17 protein-coding genes are annotated in these 14,259 nt (G+C 47.0%); 3 read left to right on the plus strand and 14 right to left on the minus strand.

The genetic code is table 11. The features are described 5' to 3' along the window. Positions 1-12: 12 nt before the first annotated feature. From KNO76_RS06975 to bglA, 6 genes are all read right to left on the minus strand, one after another. The gene (locus KNO76_RS06975) at positions 13-966 is read right to left on the minus strand and encodes an alpha/beta hydrolase (protein ID WP_214884045.1); all 954 of its coding nucleotides are present in this window, start codon (positions 964-966) and stop codon (positions 13-15) included. Beyond that, positions 959-1,513, minus strand: coding sequence for a helix-turn-helix domain-containing protein (locus KNO76_RS06980; protein WP_214884057.1), 555 nt, complete (start codon positions 1,511-1,513; stop codon positions 959-961). The genes KNO76_RS06975 and KNO76_RS06980 overlap by 8 nt, the downstream gene beginning before the upstream one ends. Positions 1,514-1,708: 195 nt before the next feature. Further along, positions 1,709-2,533 carry an SDR family oxidoreductase gene (locus KNO76_RS06985; RefSeq protein WP_214884061.1) on the minus strand — a complete coding sequence of 275 codons (825 nt, stop codon included), beginning with the start codon at positions 2,531-2,533 and terminating at the stop codon, positions 1,709-1,711. Positions 2,534-2,620: 87 nt separating this feature from the next. Beyond that, a complete protein-coding gene (locus KNO76_RS06990; protein WP_214884064.1) occupies positions 2,621-2,944 on the minus strand; it encodes an ArsR/SmtB family transcription factor in 324 nt (107 codons plus the stop codon). Between the two features lie 69 nt (positions 2,945-3,013). Continuing rightward, positions 3,014-3,823 carry an MBL fold metallo-hydrolase gene (locus KNO76_RS06995; protein WP_251127926.1) on the minus strand — a complete coding sequence of 270 codons (810 nt, stop codon included), beginning with the start codon at positions 3,821-3,823 and terminating at the stop codon, positions 3,014-3,016. A gap of 89 nt (positions 3,824-3,912) precedes the next feature. Beyond that, complete coding sequence (bglA, locus tag KNO76_RS07000; protein ID WP_214884069.1) at positions 3,913-5,349, minus strand: 6-phospho-beta-glucosidase; 1,437 nt, start codon at positions 5,347-5,349, stop codon at positions 3,913-3,915. A 137-nt stretch (positions 5,350-5,486) separates the two neighbouring features. Between bglA and KNO76_RS07005 the strand changes: the two genes are divergently transcribed. Beyond that, complete coding sequence (locus KNO76_RS07005) at positions 5,487-6,197, plus strand: GntR family transcriptional regulator (protein WP_214884072.1); 711 nt, start codon at positions 5,487-5,489, stop codon at positions 6,195-6,197. 114 nt (positions 6,198-6,311) lie between these two features. Here the strand turns inward: KNO76_RS07005 and KNO76_RS07010 are convergent, their stop codons facing one another. The 3 genes from KNO76_RS07010 to KNO76_RS07020 all read right to left on the minus strand — a co-directional run bounded on the left by KNO76_RS07010 (position 6,312) and on the right by KNO76_RS07020 (position 8,567). Further along, positions 6,312-6,899 carry a hypothetical protein gene (locus KNO76_RS07010; protein ID WP_214884075.1) on the minus strand — a complete coding sequence of 196 codons (588 nt, stop codon included), beginning with the start codon at positions 6,897-6,899 and terminating at the stop codon, positions 6,312-6,314. A gap of 117 nt (positions 6,900-7,016) precedes the next feature. Continuing rightward, positions 7,017-7,247: a hypothetical protein gene (locus tag KNO76_RS07015; protein ID WP_214884077.1), complete on the minus strand. Its 231-nt coding sequence runs from the start codon at positions 7,245-7,247 to the stop codon at positions 7,017-7,019. A 57-nt stretch (positions 7,248-7,304) separates the two neighbouring features. Further along, positions 7,305-8,567 carry an NCS2 family permease gene (locus KNO76_RS07020; protein ID WP_214884080.1) on the minus strand — a complete coding sequence of 421 codons (1,263 nt, stop codon included), beginning with the start codon at positions 8,565-8,567 and terminating at the stop codon, positions 7,305-7,307. Positions 8,568-8,849: 282 nt separating this feature from the next. Here KNO76_RS07020 and KNO76_RS14165 point away from each other — a divergent pair, with 282 nt between their 5' ends. Then, complete coding sequence (locus KNO76_RS14165; RefSeq protein ID WP_255349577.1) at positions 8,850-8,972, plus strand: hypothetical protein; 123 nt, start codon at positions 8,850-8,852, stop codon at positions 8,970-8,972. A 212-nt stretch (positions 8,973-9,184) separates the two neighbouring features. Here KNO76_RS14165 and KNO76_RS07025 read toward each other — a convergent pair whose 3' ends face one another. The 5 genes from KNO76_RS07025 to KNO76_RS07045 form a co-directional block, all read right to left on the minus strand. Continuing rightward, positions 9,185-10,684, minus strand: a complete 1,500-nt coding sequence (locus KNO76_RS07025; RefSeq protein WP_214884102.1) for a PH domain-containing protein — start codon at positions 10,682-10,684, stop codon at positions 9,185-9,187. Continuing rightward, the gene (locus KNO76_RS07030; protein ID WP_214884104.1) at positions 10,681-11,208 is read right to left on the minus strand and encodes a PH domain-containing protein; all 528 of its coding nucleotides are present in this window, start codon (positions 11,206-11,208) and stop codon (positions 10,681-10,683) included. The genes KNO76_RS07025 and KNO76_RS07030 overlap by 4 nt, the downstream gene beginning before the upstream one ends. A gap of 65 nt (positions 11,209-11,273) precedes the next feature. Further along, positions 11,274-11,516 carry a WGR domain-containing protein gene (locus tag KNO76_RS07035; protein WP_214884105.1) on the minus strand — a complete coding sequence of 81 codons (243 nt, stop codon included), beginning with the start codon at positions 11,514-11,516 and terminating at the stop codon, positions 11,274-11,276. Between the two features lie 137 nt (positions 11,517-11,653). Beyond that, complete coding sequence (locus KNO76_RS07040) at positions 11,654-12,121, minus strand: hypothetical protein (RefSeq protein ID WP_214884107.1); 468 nt, start codon at positions 12,119-12,121, stop codon at positions 11,654-11,656. Between the two features lie 245 nt (positions 12,122-12,366). Next, entirely contained in the window at positions 12,367-13,458 is a 1,092-nt protein-coding gene (locus KNO76_RS07045; protein ID WP_026825989.1) for an FUSC family protein, read from the minus strand. Between the two features lie 175 nt (positions 13,459-13,633). Here KNO76_RS07045 and KNO76_RS07050 point away from each other — a divergent pair, with 175 nt between their 5' ends. After that, positions 13,634-14,254, plus strand: a complete 621-nt coding sequence (locus KNO76_RS07050) for an NAD(P)-dependent oxidoreductase (protein ID WP_214884109.1) — start codon at positions 13,634-13,636, stop codon at positions 14,252-14,254. Positions 14,255-14,259: the final 5 nt, after the last annotated feature.

Genomic DNA, 14,259 nt, shown 5'->3' on the forward strand with positions numbered 1-14,259 from the left:
GCTGTCCTTTCGTCATGATGTCCAATTGTGGCGTATGAGCCATTCGTGAAGTTGATGCTGTAGCTCAGGATGGAGCGGCTCCCTGAGTTGTGAACGATATTGTTTTTTCACATCCAAAATACTCATCTCACCATCGAAATGTTTCAACATATGGTCCATATCCTTAACTTTTTGTACCTTGATATGTTCCGCGTGAAGTGCGTCGAGCTCGTCTAAATGCTGGACGTCCGTTTGAACGTCACGGTCCCCTGTCAGTGCGAGCGTTGGAATGTTCAACTGAACCAATCGTTTCCGAAACGACTCGTCTGTGTAAGCAAGATGCTCCCGTAACCATTTGGCAGGGAATTTCACCAGCTGGATACGCATCGTATCTTGATCCATTGCTGTGACGCGCTCGAACAGTTTTTGTTGTTTCCCGACGACCGACTTCTCGTTCAAGCTAAGTCGAAGCAGCTTGCCCTTGATTCCTTTCGTGCGTTTCACTTCTTCGAGCAAAGCATATGCCTGTTCCTGCATACTCGTCTTCAAGGCGACACCGGCACCGGACAACAGGATGAGACCAGAAACGGATTCACGTTCGGCCGCGAGTGTCGCGACGATACATCCTTCACTATGACCGAGCAATAAAATGTCTTGTGAGACAAGATCATGAGATTTCAGATAACGGACGACTGCCGTCACGTCATCAACGAGTCCTGTCAACCCGACGCTATTTCGATTGCCGCCACTCTTGCCAACCCCACGTTTGTCATAGCGTAACGTGACGAATCCTTGTGTTGTCAGCCATTCTGCTAAGTTTTTATACAAGTTCGACTTGAATCCGATTCCGTTTCCGTCACGGTTCAACCCTCCCGTACCCCCGATGAGGACGATGGCTGGAAATGTCGACTGTTCCTGGTTGGGTGACGTTAGGGTAGCAGCAATCATTGTTTCTCCTTGAATCAATACCTCTTCTTGTTTATACATCTTCCGCTTCCTCCTTTTCTCCGACCGGCATGACGGCATAGGAGAATTTTCGTAACGTCCGTTCTTCTGCCGGTTCATGCTCGAGCACACTTTCTAATAGATCATAGAGACCTTTTAAGAATCGATCACTTTCAGCATCGGAGAGATAGAGCGGGATACTCCGAAAGCCGACCTTGTCTCCTTGAAGGTCAATTGTGTCCCGGTTTAAATAGTTTCCGAAATCCATGAGCAGTGACATCGTGAATGTATAACAGACCATGTACAGTTGCTCGCGGTCCTCTTCCTCCACAATCTTGTTGATACTGGTCAACGGATTGTTTTGAATCGCGTACACCTTCTCATACACCCCGCGTACTTTGTTCTCGCTGACGACTGATAAGATCTCGTCTTGTACCATCTTATTGATATGACGATATAGGCTCGCCTGCGGTACATCGGGAAGTACTTTTGCCAAATCGGCGGTCGTCACTCCTTCATTCATCAGAACATGTTGAAAGATTTTCATGCGAATCGGATTCAACAGGCTCTTTAACACATCTTGGTTCATCATCTTCACCTCATTATTATCAGATTTGATAATGTTATTATATATGATAATATCATGCATCCGAATACGTGTCTATCTGTATACAAAAAGTCATCAACGCTGAGGATACATCGTCGTGAGGTGATGCACCTTATTAAACACAAAAAATCCTTTTCATTTTGACTTGAAAACGAAAAGGATTTGGCTCATACGTATTTATCTCTTTTCAACGACGCCTCGAACGATTGCAAAGAACAACCGGTTCGGAAGATAGCGCTTGAGCGCAATCAATAACCCTGACTGTTTACCCGATGGATAACGGAGTCGTTTCTTCCCTTCGGTCGCAGCGCGCCAAATCGTCTCGGCGACGACATCAGGTCTTTCGGCGTTCGCACCAGCGGCATTCGTGTTATGGAGTGCGACCTCTGTATAGTCATCATATACATCGAGCGGTTGGTCACGGACGAGTTGTTGGGAGCGATCGTAAAAGTCTGTCTTAATCGGCCCTGGTTCAATCAATTTCAACTCGATATTGAATGGTGCCAACTCGAACTGAAGTGATTCAATGAATCCTTCAATCGCCCATTTTGAACTGTGATACAAGCTATAGATTGGGAATGTGATCTGGCCACCGACTGAGGAAACGGTCACAATCCGTCCGCTCCACTGTTTGCGTAAGTATGGAAGTGCTGCCCGAATCACGTTCATGACACCGAAAACGTTCGTATCAAACTGTCGCTGAATCTGTTCCGGCGAGGCCCCTTCGAAAATTTCGACCGCACCGTACCCGGCATTATTCAATAACACATCGATTGTTCCGTGGTCGGAAACGATTTGTTTAAAGGCGTCACGTATACTCGACTCATCCGTCACATATAGCCGATAGAGCGACACCCCTTTCAGATTAGACAACTCTTGATGATTTTCAGGTTGTCGCATCGTTGCGGCGACAGTCCAGCCTCGTTTGCTGAACAGTTCGACCGTTGCCCGACCGATTCCGCTCGATGCTCCTGTGATGACAATGGTTTGTTTCTGATTCATGTTCATTCTCCTTTAACGTTTATATGTTTAAACTTTTAAACTAATTGGTGGAAAAGAAGCCTTTCTTTCTGTTTCCAAAAAGAAAGGTCATAGGATGCATTCGTCTTCAATCGCACGTGTCAGTGCCTTCAGCAGTCCGACCGCGTCCTCGAGCGTCAGGAAGTAAAAGTTCTCTGTCCCGACTTTCTTTGATGAGACGATGCCCGCTTGTCGCAACAGTTTAAGATGATGCGAGATGGCCGGTCGAGACAGCTCGATCTTTTCATCAATCTGATTGACGTTCAAGCGCTCATGTTTGGCGATCTCGACGATGATGCGTTGCCGATTGACGTCGGCTAATACTTGGAACAACGGGATCGCATCTTCAAATAAAGAAAGCGATACTTCGGGTGTAGCATCTGGTTGCTTCATATTCATCACTCCGTTTAAAAGTTTAAACGTTTAATCATATCTTCAGAATACTAGGTGATCCGCCTTCTGTCAACGAAGTTGTTCGTAGATTTCTCGAAGAATGCTTGCAATCATATGTTTAGAGTCATAATCCCGCTTGGATATTCGGACGAGCGGCGATGGTTCGGGGAAGAGTTGAGCATTGATGTCGTCAATCGTATAGCCTGCTGCAGTTTTCGTTATCACGTCATCCGTCAAACGTTCTAGATAATCGAGCTTTTTGGTCAGTTGCTCCCTTCCCTGTTCGAGACGCCCGGCATGCTGACAGTACACCTCATCAAAATCGAGGGATAGGACCCGTTTGAGCGAACGAATCTGTTCAGGGACCGACTCCTCTGGAATCATCACCTTCGGATACGGATGGACAAACAAATCACCCGAGAACAGTCGACCGTTCTCCTCATCATATAAGACGACGTGATTCGGTTCATGACCGGGTGTATGGATCACCCGATAGCTATGATGTTCTGACGTGATCTGATTTTCATAATAGGCAATCGGCTGAAACGGTTCCGGATCTCCTGAAAAACGCGCTCGATAATCTGGGATGTTTAACCCCGTCCGGCACATGTCCCTCGCGGACTCTCGTATGTAAATCGGAACACCGTATGTCCGCTCAAGCCAGGCCGCCGTTCCAATGTGGTCTTCATGGGGGTGGGTGATGCTGACGAGTTCGATCGGGACCGACTCATAAAAGGGTTGGAGAGCGGGTAGCATCGTGCGTGTCCCCGTATCGATGATCATGCCGTCGATATAATAGACGTACATCGACATCTCGAATGGACCGTTCTTCACTTTCGCGCAAACGGCTGTCACTGGTCCATACTGCTTCACTTGCATCATTCTTCCCTCCGATATTGTATTTTTCTTCATTATAGCGAAAAAGAGCAAAGACCTGCATACATTTCACAGTTCTTTGCTCAACTGAATTATAGTTCTTCCCCGTTCGTCGCGATGACCCGCTTATACCAATCGAACGAGTCTTTCTTCATCCGCTCCATCGATCCGCTCCCTTCATTGTCACGATCGACATAAATCATCCCGTACCGCTTCTTCATCTCTCCCGTCGTGAACGAGACGATATCGATGATGCCCCAAGGTGTGTACCCGATCAAATCGACCCCGTCATAAAGGACGGCTTGCTTCAATTGTTCGATATGTGCCTTCAAATAATCGATTCTGGCCGCGTCATGAATCTTCCCGTCGACAATCTCATCGACGGCACCGAATCCATTCTCGACGATGAAGAGCGGGATTTGGTACCGGTCATAGAGTCGGTTGAGCACATAACGGAGACCGACCGGATCGATTGCCCATCCCCAGTCACTCGACTGGATATACGGATTCTCGACGCCGTTCGGCAGACCACCGTTGACGATATCTCCGCTGTTGTCCGCGACGACATCACTCTTCACGGTCGTCGACATATAATAGCTGAAACCGAGATAATCGACCTTCCCGTTCTGTAAAATCTCTTTGTCCCCTTCAAGGATGGGGATGTTGTATCCCTCGCGCTCGAACTCGTTCAAGGCGTAATTTGGATAGAACCCACGAACTTGTACGTCCGGGAAGAAATAGCGTTGCCGCATCATTTCTTCGGCGAGCATGACGTCGTCTGGGTTTGATGAATACGGATAGATTGGGACGTGAGAGACCATAGCTCCAATCTCGAAGTCCGGATTGATGGCTTTCCCTTTAGCGACGGCGAGTGCACTCGCAATCAGTTCGTGGTGTCCGGTCTGATACATGACTTCACGCGCGTTCTCCCCTTCCTTTAAGAGGACACCCGAATTGGTCCACAAGAAGAGAGGATTGTTGACGTCCATCTTATTGTTGATTTCGTTAAACGTCATCCAGTATTTGACCTTGTCTCTGTAACGGTCGAAACAGACCTCGGCGAAGCGGACGAAGTGGTCGACGACGGCACGATTTCGGAAGCCACCGTATTCACGGGCAAGATGGAGCGGCATCTCGAAATGCGAGAGCGTGATGATCGGCTCAATGTCGTACTTTAACAACTCGTCGAACAAGTCGTCATAAAATTGAAGACCTGCTTCGTTCGGTGCTGCATCATCCCCGTTCGGGAAGATGCGGCTCCATCCGATGGAAGTACGTAAACATGTCAGTCCCATCTCAGCAAAGAGGGCCACATCTTCTTTATAACGATGGTAAAAGTCAATCGCCTCATGGTTTGGATAGAACTCGTTCGGTTCGACCTTGTCTGTGATCCGGCGCGCGACGCCGTGTGCACCTGCCGTCAAGACATCGACGACACTCGGTCCTTTGCCATCAGCGTCCCAACCACCCTCGAATTGATGAGCGGCGAGTGCGCCTCCCCAAAGGAAATCTTTAGGTAACGTCTTCATCCTCTGTTCCTCCTTTTGATATATCATACATGGCAAGTATAATTGTACCGGTACAATTATACAAGGTCGGTACATTGAATTACTTTTATTTTTTTCATGATATAATAGAACCAGTGACGAAAAAGTGAGGAATGACCATGCTAAAATACCAACAAATCGCGAATGAAATCGAACAATACATCCATGAACAAAACTTAAAACAAGGCGATAAGCTCCCTGTCCTTGAGCAGATGATGAATCAATATGCGGTGAGCAAGAGCACCATCACGAAAGCTTTAGAACTGCTCGAACGAAAGGGTGTCATTTTTCAACTGCGGGGAAGCGGCATTTTCGTCAGACGACATAATCGACCTGGCTATATGAGCCTCTTCTCGACCCAAGGGTTCAAGAGCAATCTCGGAGACCGTGTCTTGACGTCTGATGTGATTGATGTGTCTGTCATGAAGCCAGATGCGACCGTTGCGGAGAATCTAGGGATTGATGTGTCTGACGATGTGTATCGGGTCGAACGGGTGAGATATGTGGACGGGGAAGTGCTCTGTCATGAGGAATCCTATTATGTGAAAGCCATCGTCCCTTATTTGAATCGAGAAATCGTAGCGGACTCGATTTTCGATTACGTCCAAAGTGCGCTCGGTGTCACAATCGGTTTTTCTGACATGTATCTACAGGTCGATCGATTGACGGAAGTGGAAGCAGGCCACCTCGGATTGCAAGAAAATGATCCAACGCTTCGCATCGAAACGATCTTTCATCTGACGAACGGGAAGCCTTTCGACTATTCACGGATCACCTACCACTACGCACATTCGCAGTTCGTCATTCAGGCGAACGGACCCTATATGTGAAGAAACCCCTTATGCGCGCATGAGGGGTTGTTTGTCGCGAGATGAATATCACTTCACGACGGGGAAATTAACCTGTTCGACCCAATCGTCAATGAACCGACGTTGATGTTGTAATCAAAAAATCTTGATATCCCCATTCAAGTGATCAATGAAATAGTACGTATCATCAGCATTATGTGCGAGTATGAAATTTCCTAGTATATTTGGATGAAATTCAGTAGTGAACGTCTCAAGTGTCTGCTCGTATGTCGGATATGAAAGGGACTGCCACACATTCTTTGCCTTCGGAATCTGAAGTTGAGGCAACAGCTCGTCTTCAATCAACGTCTTCCAATCTGTATTATGCAACATAAAGCGAAACACGTTCTCAAATGGAGCAAACGTTTCACCTAAACCAAACGCCAATTTGATGGGAAACGCGCCTCTAACCACATGTTCAAAGAATGTTTCGATTTGGACAATACCAGTTGTCACGACACGACTCACTTGGTTTTCTTGAAGCGTCACCCCGTCTTCGTAATAACTTACGACCCAATCTCCTCCTATATAGAGGACAAGCACCTCATACGGAGAGAGAGTTAGGTCCGATTCTAATGACTCACGATTCTTGATGATTTTGGTCGTCACATGCTTTTCTTGCCGTTCAAAAGAGAAGCGTTGTTTTCTCGTAGCTTTCACAGTCCGTTTCCGTTCAATGCGCAATGGAAAGTCCTCATTCTTCAGATGTCGAAAATCGGTTTGCTTCTCCTTCTTTCAGTGCATGACTCGGTATGATCACTATTTCTAAAGGTCTATGTTGATTGTATAAGTCTTTTGACATCATGCTGTTTTTCGTCTCTTGAGGAACCAATATCCGAATGGCAACATCGCTAACACCGCAAAGCCAATCAATCGATTGAGGCTCGATGTTGGATTGTTTGATTTTGCTTCATCCGAATAGTCACCCGCTCCACCCATCATCCCTTCTTCAGCAGATTCCTCGAGACTTGCATGCTCTTCAATCAATAAGGTTTGGAAGTCCTTCGTTGAAATTGCATCCCCGCTGACCATCTGTTGAGAATCATTAAAAAACAGCACCGTTCGTCATGAACGATGCCGTGCGTATCTCTATAACCAGACTGGTAATGAGAAGAAAACTAAGAACAATACGGTCAAGACACCGACGACCGGACTGAGTGACCGGTAGCCCTTCTTGAACAAAACAATCATCGTGTATGCGATGAACCCGAGACCGATCCCATCGACGATGGAATATGTGAACGGAATCATGATGATGACGAGAATCGCCGGGAAGGCGTGCTCCCAGTTATCGAGCGGCAAGTGCTTCACGTTCTGGAACATCATCATGCCGATGATAATCAACACCGGTGCAATCGCCGTCACGGGGATGATTGCAAAGAGCGGTAGCAATAAGAGCGATACCACATACAATCCCGATGTGACGAATGAAGCAATCCCGCCTCGTGCACCGACCGATATCCCGGCAGCCACTTCGACTGTTGAGACAGTTGGGCTTGACCCGAACATGGCCCCGGCCATAGTCGACAAACCTTGTGCGACGAGACCTTTCGGCGCCTCTTCTTCTTTGCCGATTGCCCGTGTCTGATTCTGTATCAAGCTGATGTTTTCAATCAACAAGACGAGCGTCAGTACACCGACCGCGACCAAGAAGAGCGGAGACGCTGATTCCGCGAACGAGATGTTCCCAAACACCGTGCCGAATGACTCGAAGAATGGTGACAATGTGAAGCTTCCTGTCCATTCTAATGTTCCCATCACGGCGCTGAGACCGACACCGAAACCGATCGTCCAAAGGAAGCTGCTCGGTCCCATCTTCAAGAACAGCAAGATGGCGACGAAGAGTGATAGAAAGGCCACCTGGACATTACGCTCCCCGAGGTCACCGATGTGGAGCAATGCCCCACCCCCGCCTGAGACGATTCCAGCCGCCTCGAGACCGATCAAGATGAGGAAGAGGCCGAGACCGATCGTCAATCCGTCATGAATGATCGGCGGGAACGCGTTCGCCAATTTCCTCGCCACTTTGGTGACCGTCAACAATACGACGAGTACACCTGAGACGAACGAGACGGCGAGCGCGCTTTGCCAGCTCAAGCCCATCTGTAAGACGAGTGTGTACGTGAAGAGCGCGTTAATCCCCATCCCCGGTAACAAGAGCAGCGGAAGATTGAAGAATCCCGCAATCAACGTCCCGATGATGCTTGTCAAAATCGCTCCGACGAGCGCCCCTTCGAACGGGAGTCCGGCTTGTGTCAAAATTGCCGCATGCACGGCCGGGATGTATGCTGTCGCCAGGAAGTTCAACACGCCCCCGTATGTTTCTGTTTTCCATTCTGTTTGTTTTGCCATAGGAATCAATCCTTTATTGGCACCCTCACCCACCCGTGTATACACACGAAATTGATTATATCCTGTCAGACATCTAACGAGCAAGAGCGATTCGACTCAATTCCTTCTTTGGACCCATTCATGAGACCAATTCCATCAAAAGATTCATTTTATAAAATAAGAACGTTTGTTCTTATTTTTAACGTCGTTTTACGAACAAATCTGTTATAATGAAGGGGCAGGTTAACGCAGCAATAGTGGGGTCAGCCGCCAAGTCCACAATGGAGGAAGGCGGTGGTGCGGATGGAACAACTTTGGACCTGGGTTGGAGATTATGTCATGATCCCAATCCTCGCTCCGATTATCGTTCACTTGGTGATTCACCGAACATCCGATCGTGCAACGTCTGAACGCACAAAAAAATGACCCCCTCGGCGCAATGAGATGGGTCACTTTCTGATTCACTAACCATTGTGGCGGCTGGGACCACTCTTAAAGTGGTAGCCTGTAAGCCAGAGGTCGGTGTGTCGAGCACCGGTCTCTTTCTACTTGCATCATACCATACTTTATCCGCGTTTTCAGTAAGAGAAACATCATTTGACACGAAAATCACAAATAATTCAAACGCTCAGGAAACTTTATCCTGAGCGTTTTTCTTTGAGTTCGTTATAACGAGAGAACCAGACGAGCATCTCGTCCGCCTCTTCTTTCGGAATGTCGTCAATTGTCTCGATGGACAAGAATCCTCCTCGAGTCGAGAACTGCACCGTACATAATCCGAAACGTCGTTGCAAGAGCGATTGTTTCACTTGAATCTGTTCGATTCGCGGTTTGTCCGTCAAGAACGATTGGACGTTGAATGCCCCCGTCCGTAACTGAATGAATTGATTGGTGCGGACATACATGGTTGTGACGTAACTGAGCACGCGTCCTCCGATGATAATGGCCCATAACAGGATGAGCCACCATGCGTAATCTCGGAAGAAGTAGAGCACGAGTCCTGATAGGATGAAGCCGAACCAGCTGATTCGTAGTAGTTTGATTCCTAACGCACGTCTCGGGAGTCGATGCAATTCATCTGACCATGTGAAATACGCAAAGTGTTCACGTAGGACGCGCATCGCCCGGTCACGCCGCACGAACGGGAGAATCGTCGACGACTCGTCCTTCAATTCATCCATCGTCCCTGCTGCCACGAGTTCGACTCCGACGATGTGGAACCAGCGACGGATGAACGTCTCCTTGATCCGGATTGCTTGAATCTTCTCATATGGGATCTCTTTCGCACTCCGGTTCAACAATCCTTTTTCGACACGAATGCGCTCCCCTCTCCGCTCGAGCCGGAAGTTCCCATACTTCAAGAAGTTGATGACCATGCCGATCACGACCGATATCATCAACACCCCGATGACGAGAAGACCGATGACGATGATGGACGCACGGATGACATAATCTTCGACCTGATTGAACGCCCCATCCAAGTTGATGAAGTCGTCAATCGACGAGATGATTGTCGAGGCGACAGGGAAGATGGCGAACACAGAGAGCGATGTGACGGAAGCCAACACGATTTCGCGCGTCGACAAGGCGTATAACAGACGGCTTGGTAACGGCTCTGCCTGTTCTGTTGTCGCATCCGACTCTTCAGAATCGCCTTCGGTTTGTGCATTCTGTTTCCGATGACGAACTTGCTCGAGAATCTCTTCAAGTCGTTTGGCTTCGGTCGGAAAGACACCAGCCAGTTTGAATGATGCATCGTCACTGTTGGCATTCGTATCGAACGTCAATTCCACGACACCAAGCAATCGATAGAGGAACGGGCTGTTGGAATGGACGCTTTGAATTTTATAAAGCGGAAGCGACTTTTCTTTTTTCAACCAGTTCCCTTCGATGACATAGACGGTCTTTTCATCGAGTGCATATCGGAAGTTTAACCATCCAAAGAACTTTTGGACAATGTCGAGTAATAGGAAGAGTAAGATTCCGACGCGGATGATGATTCCGAATGTCGATTCCCAGTCGTTGTTTAGCACAAAGAGTAAGACGATTGGAATGGCGAACGACTTGATGACTTCGAGAATACGCAGCACCAAAACGCGACTCGGGAGTCGATGCCATGTTAACGCGGTCTCGGTCATACGACATCCTCCTCTTCAATACGTGCATAGATGGCAATCTGCTCGCGGAGTGTCTTGGCGAATGACTCCTCGATTGCATAGATGTCATGAGATTCGGCCGCTGTCCCGATGGTGATGGTCTGTAACCCATATTTACGGAGAAGCGGTCCTTGTGCCGCATGGACATACTGGACTTTTGTCATCGGGATGAGCACGTCGTGTGTCGTGATGATTCCATGATGAATCCGAATCTCGAGCGGCTGGACATCATACGTGAATCGTTCTTGTTTCCACTTTTGGAACCAGATGAGATCAATCAAGCTATAGACGACATCGATGACGAGTAGCACGATTAAACCAATCTGTAGCCAAGTCGGCCAATCGAACCAATATGCGGCAGCCATGAGCGCTCCCGTGACGAGAAGTCCAATGAGATAAAAAATCGCACTTGATAACCGAAAGACAGCCCGTGCTTCGATTGGAAGTGTTCCACTGATTCGTTGTGGTGTGACACCTTCTTCTGGTGTCGGTGTTGTTTCTGACATGGTGAATCCTCCTATCGTTCTTATGTATCTTTCTCTATTGTATACGCGTTTCTTCTCGAAAAGTTTCAGGATTCGGTCGGGAATGTACTTAAGCGTTCATCTAACTCATCAAATATAATTGATCCTCTACTTCTCAACTTTTGACGAATGAGGTTCTCTGCCACATTCATACACGCTAAATCTGACTCAAAAGACTTTACTTGTACCTTTCCAATCGTCCCTATTTTTCCGTAGTTTACAGCATACTTATCGCCATCAACTAAGATGTTCCAATACTTCGTAACCTGCTCAAACGACCGTTTGATCATTTAAATCCTCTTCCGTCCCAAAGTTTTACTGAGTAAGATGATTGTACCTCGGATGAATCAGAAAAAACGAACCTTTTAATCGGTTCGTTTCCTCCGTATTTCGTTATTTCTCTCGAGTGTGATGATGGATAATAGCTTTACTTCGGCTCGTAGCGGAATCGTGCGATTTTTTCGTTCGCTCCCGCATAGAGTGTTTTCATTGAAAATCGACTCGGTCGAGAAAGATCTTTGGCGTATACGGCTTCAATCGTTTTGTCGATGTAGTCATTTTCTTCTTGAAGATATTCCATAAGTAACATTTTATAGTCTTCAGAAGTCGCTTCCTTCTGTTTCAATCCATTCAGTTCATCAAGATATATATCATTTTCTACTTTGAATCCGTCTAGTTCTTCGACTGCCCCTGCCACATCTACCGTATCCATCGGTAAACTTGATAACATTAACATTTTTATTTGATGATTTTGAGCTTCTGCGAGAATGGTTCCGGCATCAAATGAGATAACTGGTCGAGAATCAATTTCTTCAGTAGAGGATGTCGCGCCACAACCAATCAAAGACATCATCATGGCGGTCATCAGGAAAAGTGTTACTAAAATCCTGTTCATGTACATCCCCCTTCAAAATCAATTCATAAAGGCAACGTTATCAGTGATTTCTCTAGACTAACATAATTTACGTTTATTACCAAATACATTGTTGTAAACTCATTGTTTTATAGTAGCTGTTTATAATCGACTGATAATCAAGAAAAAATCACTACAAAAAACCACGAAGGTACACTCGATTCTGTGCACTCATTCATGGTCTTATGAAATGGTGGTTGTAATTTTCTTGATGGCTTGACCGTCCCTTAATCCTCGAAAAACCATTTCTTACGTGGTTCCACTTTTAAGTTGTCCCCATGTTTCTTCATTTCAGTTACAAGATAGCGTTCGAGTTCATTCATTGCCTTGACCCAGTCGGTCATCGTCGCCACGAGTGGCACAACGATGAGAATGAGTTCTTCCTCTTCTTCTCTCATTCTCTCAATCATCAGTTTCGCAAAGTCAAAGTTCTCATGGATGAGATCCTCTTCCCTGTCGATGAGATGTTCGTTCTCGAGTTCATAGGCTGAAAACAGACGCTCATGTCGACGTAACAAGTGACGAATATGGCGATACAACTCTTCGCTTAGTTGCGGGGGGAGTTGTTCGATTGTATGGAAGTCATGATCAAGTTTTTCGATGACATGGAGTGCAGCCCGGTTCGTCTCAATCATCTTAGATTTAATAACGGCTCGTCGGAAAATCGGCGTCTTCTTCTCAAGCCAGCGATTCGCTTTAATTTCTTCTTCAAAATAAGCATATGTTTGCTTTGAGTCACTATGCAATTTCTTCGTTTCAGGTAGCGACTCGAATGATGAACGACCGCCTTCCGTTTCAGCAAACAAACGCGCGATTCGGACGACCATTTGAAAGACATCGGTTACTTGTGCTTCGAGTTTCCGTTCATACCGAGGTGGGAACAAAAGTGCATTTACGATTAACGCAACCGTAATCCCCATCATGATGAGTAAGTAACGTTCGCCCGCAAACACCCAAACCGGCATATCGGACTGACTTGCCCCTTCCATGATTAGAATCGTCGTCAAGATAACGGTGCGCGTCGTCGATTCTAAATTTAAAAAGAGAAGGATGGAGATGGCGATGATGATGACGAATCCGATTGCAATCGGTGTCGGATTAGGAGTCAGTAGCAAGGAACCGACCGCAAGCAATGCTCCGATGAGATTCCCTTTCATCTCCTCGATTAGGCGAAGCCCAGTCTGATAGACAGACGGCAGAAGCGCCAGTGACGCAGCGAGTGCCGGGACGACGATTTGTTGGAATTGAAACGCCTCGGCAATCAGTAAGACGATTGCGACAGATAGTCCGGTCTTAATAGTTCTAGCCCCAAATTTCATGTAATGGTGCCTTCCTCTCTTACAGCTGTCATATGTATTTTTTGCCTTCTTCTTCAATTCTAAAACGTACCACATTCTTTTCAAGCAGAATCGAACCATTTCAGGCAGTTTTGTGAACGCTTCCGTGTTATGATGACGTTGAATATTTCTTTCATCTTGATGGGGAGGGGTTTACTTGTCAACAATTGCTTTATTCGGCGGAAGTGGCCGTACAGGGGAACGGGTGCTTGAACGCTTACTCGAAAAGGGACATCGCGTCACACTTCTAACAAGACAGTCGCTAGGTTCCAATGAAGGGATCGATGAAATTCTAGGAGATGCGATCGACCGAGACGCTGTCATTGAAACGGTTCGATCTGCAGACGTCGTCATCTCGGCGTTAGGGACGGACAAACAAAATGTATTGTCTACATTCACACCACTCGTCGTTGAAGCGATGAGACAGTTTGATTTGTCCCGCATCATCACGGTCGGGACCGCAGGCATTTTGCAGGCACATGACAGCGATAATTACCGCTTTGAAACGAGCGAATCGAAACGCTCAACGACAACTGCAGCAGAAGATCACGCTCGGGCTTACGAGTTATTACGAGATTCCGGATTGGCCTTCACAGTCATCTGTCCGACTCAACTGATCGATGAGCAATCTATCGGTGAACTCATCGTGTCAAAAGAGGTATTGGGGACTAAACATTCAGGTCCAATTTCGAGAGATGACGTTGCCGATTTGGTGGTGGCTTGTTTAACGGACGATGACTATGTCGGACATCGTGTCGGCATCACGACGGAATCATAATTAGG

Origin of the sequence: Exiguobacterium sp. s101 (assembly GCF_018617835.1) — a bacterium.
GTDB lineage: Bacteria > Bacillota > Bacilli > Exiguobacteriales > Exiguobacteriaceae > Exiguobacterium > Exiguobacterium marinum.

Bases quoted from the DNA above. Each gene is read 5' to 3' on its own strand.
- KNO76_RS06975 (WP_214884045.1), bottom strand. From the start codon at position 966: ATGTATAAACAAGAAGAGGTATTGATTCAAGGAGAAACAATGATTGCT.
- KNO76_RS06980 (WP_214884057.1), bottom strand. From the start codon at position 1,513: ATGAACCAAGATGTGTTAAAGAGCCTGTTGAATCCGATTCGCATGAAA.
- KNO76_RS06985 (WP_214884061.1), bottom strand. From the start codon at position 2,533: ATGAATCAGAAACAAACCATTGTCATCACAGGAGCATCGAGCGGAATC.
- KNO76_RS06990 (WP_214884064.1), bottom strand. From the start codon at position 2,944: ATGAAGCAACCAGATGCTACACCCGAAGTATCGCTTTCTTTATTTGAA.
- KNO76_RS06995 (WP_251127926.1), bottom strand. From the start codon at position 3,823: ATGCAAGTGAAGCAGTATGGACCAGTGACAGCCGTTTGCGCGAAAGTG.
- bglA (WP_214884069.1), bottom strand. From the start codon at position 5,349: ATGAAGACGTTACCTAAAGATTTCCTTTGGGGAGGCGCACTCGCCGCT.
- KNO76_RS07005 (WP_214884072.1), top strand. From the start codon at position 5,487: ATGCTAAAATACCAACAAATCGCGAATGAAATCGAACAATACATCCAT.
- KNO76_RS07015 (WP_214884077.1), bottom strand. From the start codon at position 7,247: ATGGTCAGCGGGGATGCAATTTCAACGAAGGACTTCCAAACCTTATTG.
- KNO76_RS07020 (WP_214884080.1), bottom strand. From the start codon at position 8,567: ATGGCAAAACAAACAGAATGGAAAACAGAAACATACGGGGGCGTGTTG.
- KNO76_RS14165 (WP_255349577.1), top strand. From the start codon at position 8,850: ATGGAACAACTTTGGACCTGGGTTGGAGATTATGTCATGATCCCAATC.
- KNO76_RS07025 (WP_214884102.1), bottom strand. From the start codon at position 10,684: ATGACCGAGACCGCGTTAACATGGCATCGACTCCCGAGTCGCGTTTTG.
- KNO76_RS07030 (WP_214884104.1), bottom strand. From the start codon at position 11,208: ATGTCAGAAACAACACCGACACCAGAAGAAGGTGTCACACCACAACGA.
- KNO76_RS07035 (WP_214884105.1), bottom strand. From the start codon at position 11,516: ATGATCAAACGGTCGTTTGAGCAGGTTACGAAGTATTGGAACATCTTA.
- KNO76_RS07040 (WP_214884107.1), bottom strand. From the start codon at position 12,121: ATGAACAGGATTTTAGTAACACTTTTCCTGATGACCGCCATGATGATG.
- KNO76_RS07045 (WP_026825989.1), bottom strand. From the start codon at position 13,458: ATGAAATTTGGGGCTAGAACTATTAAGACCGGACTATCTGTCGCAATC.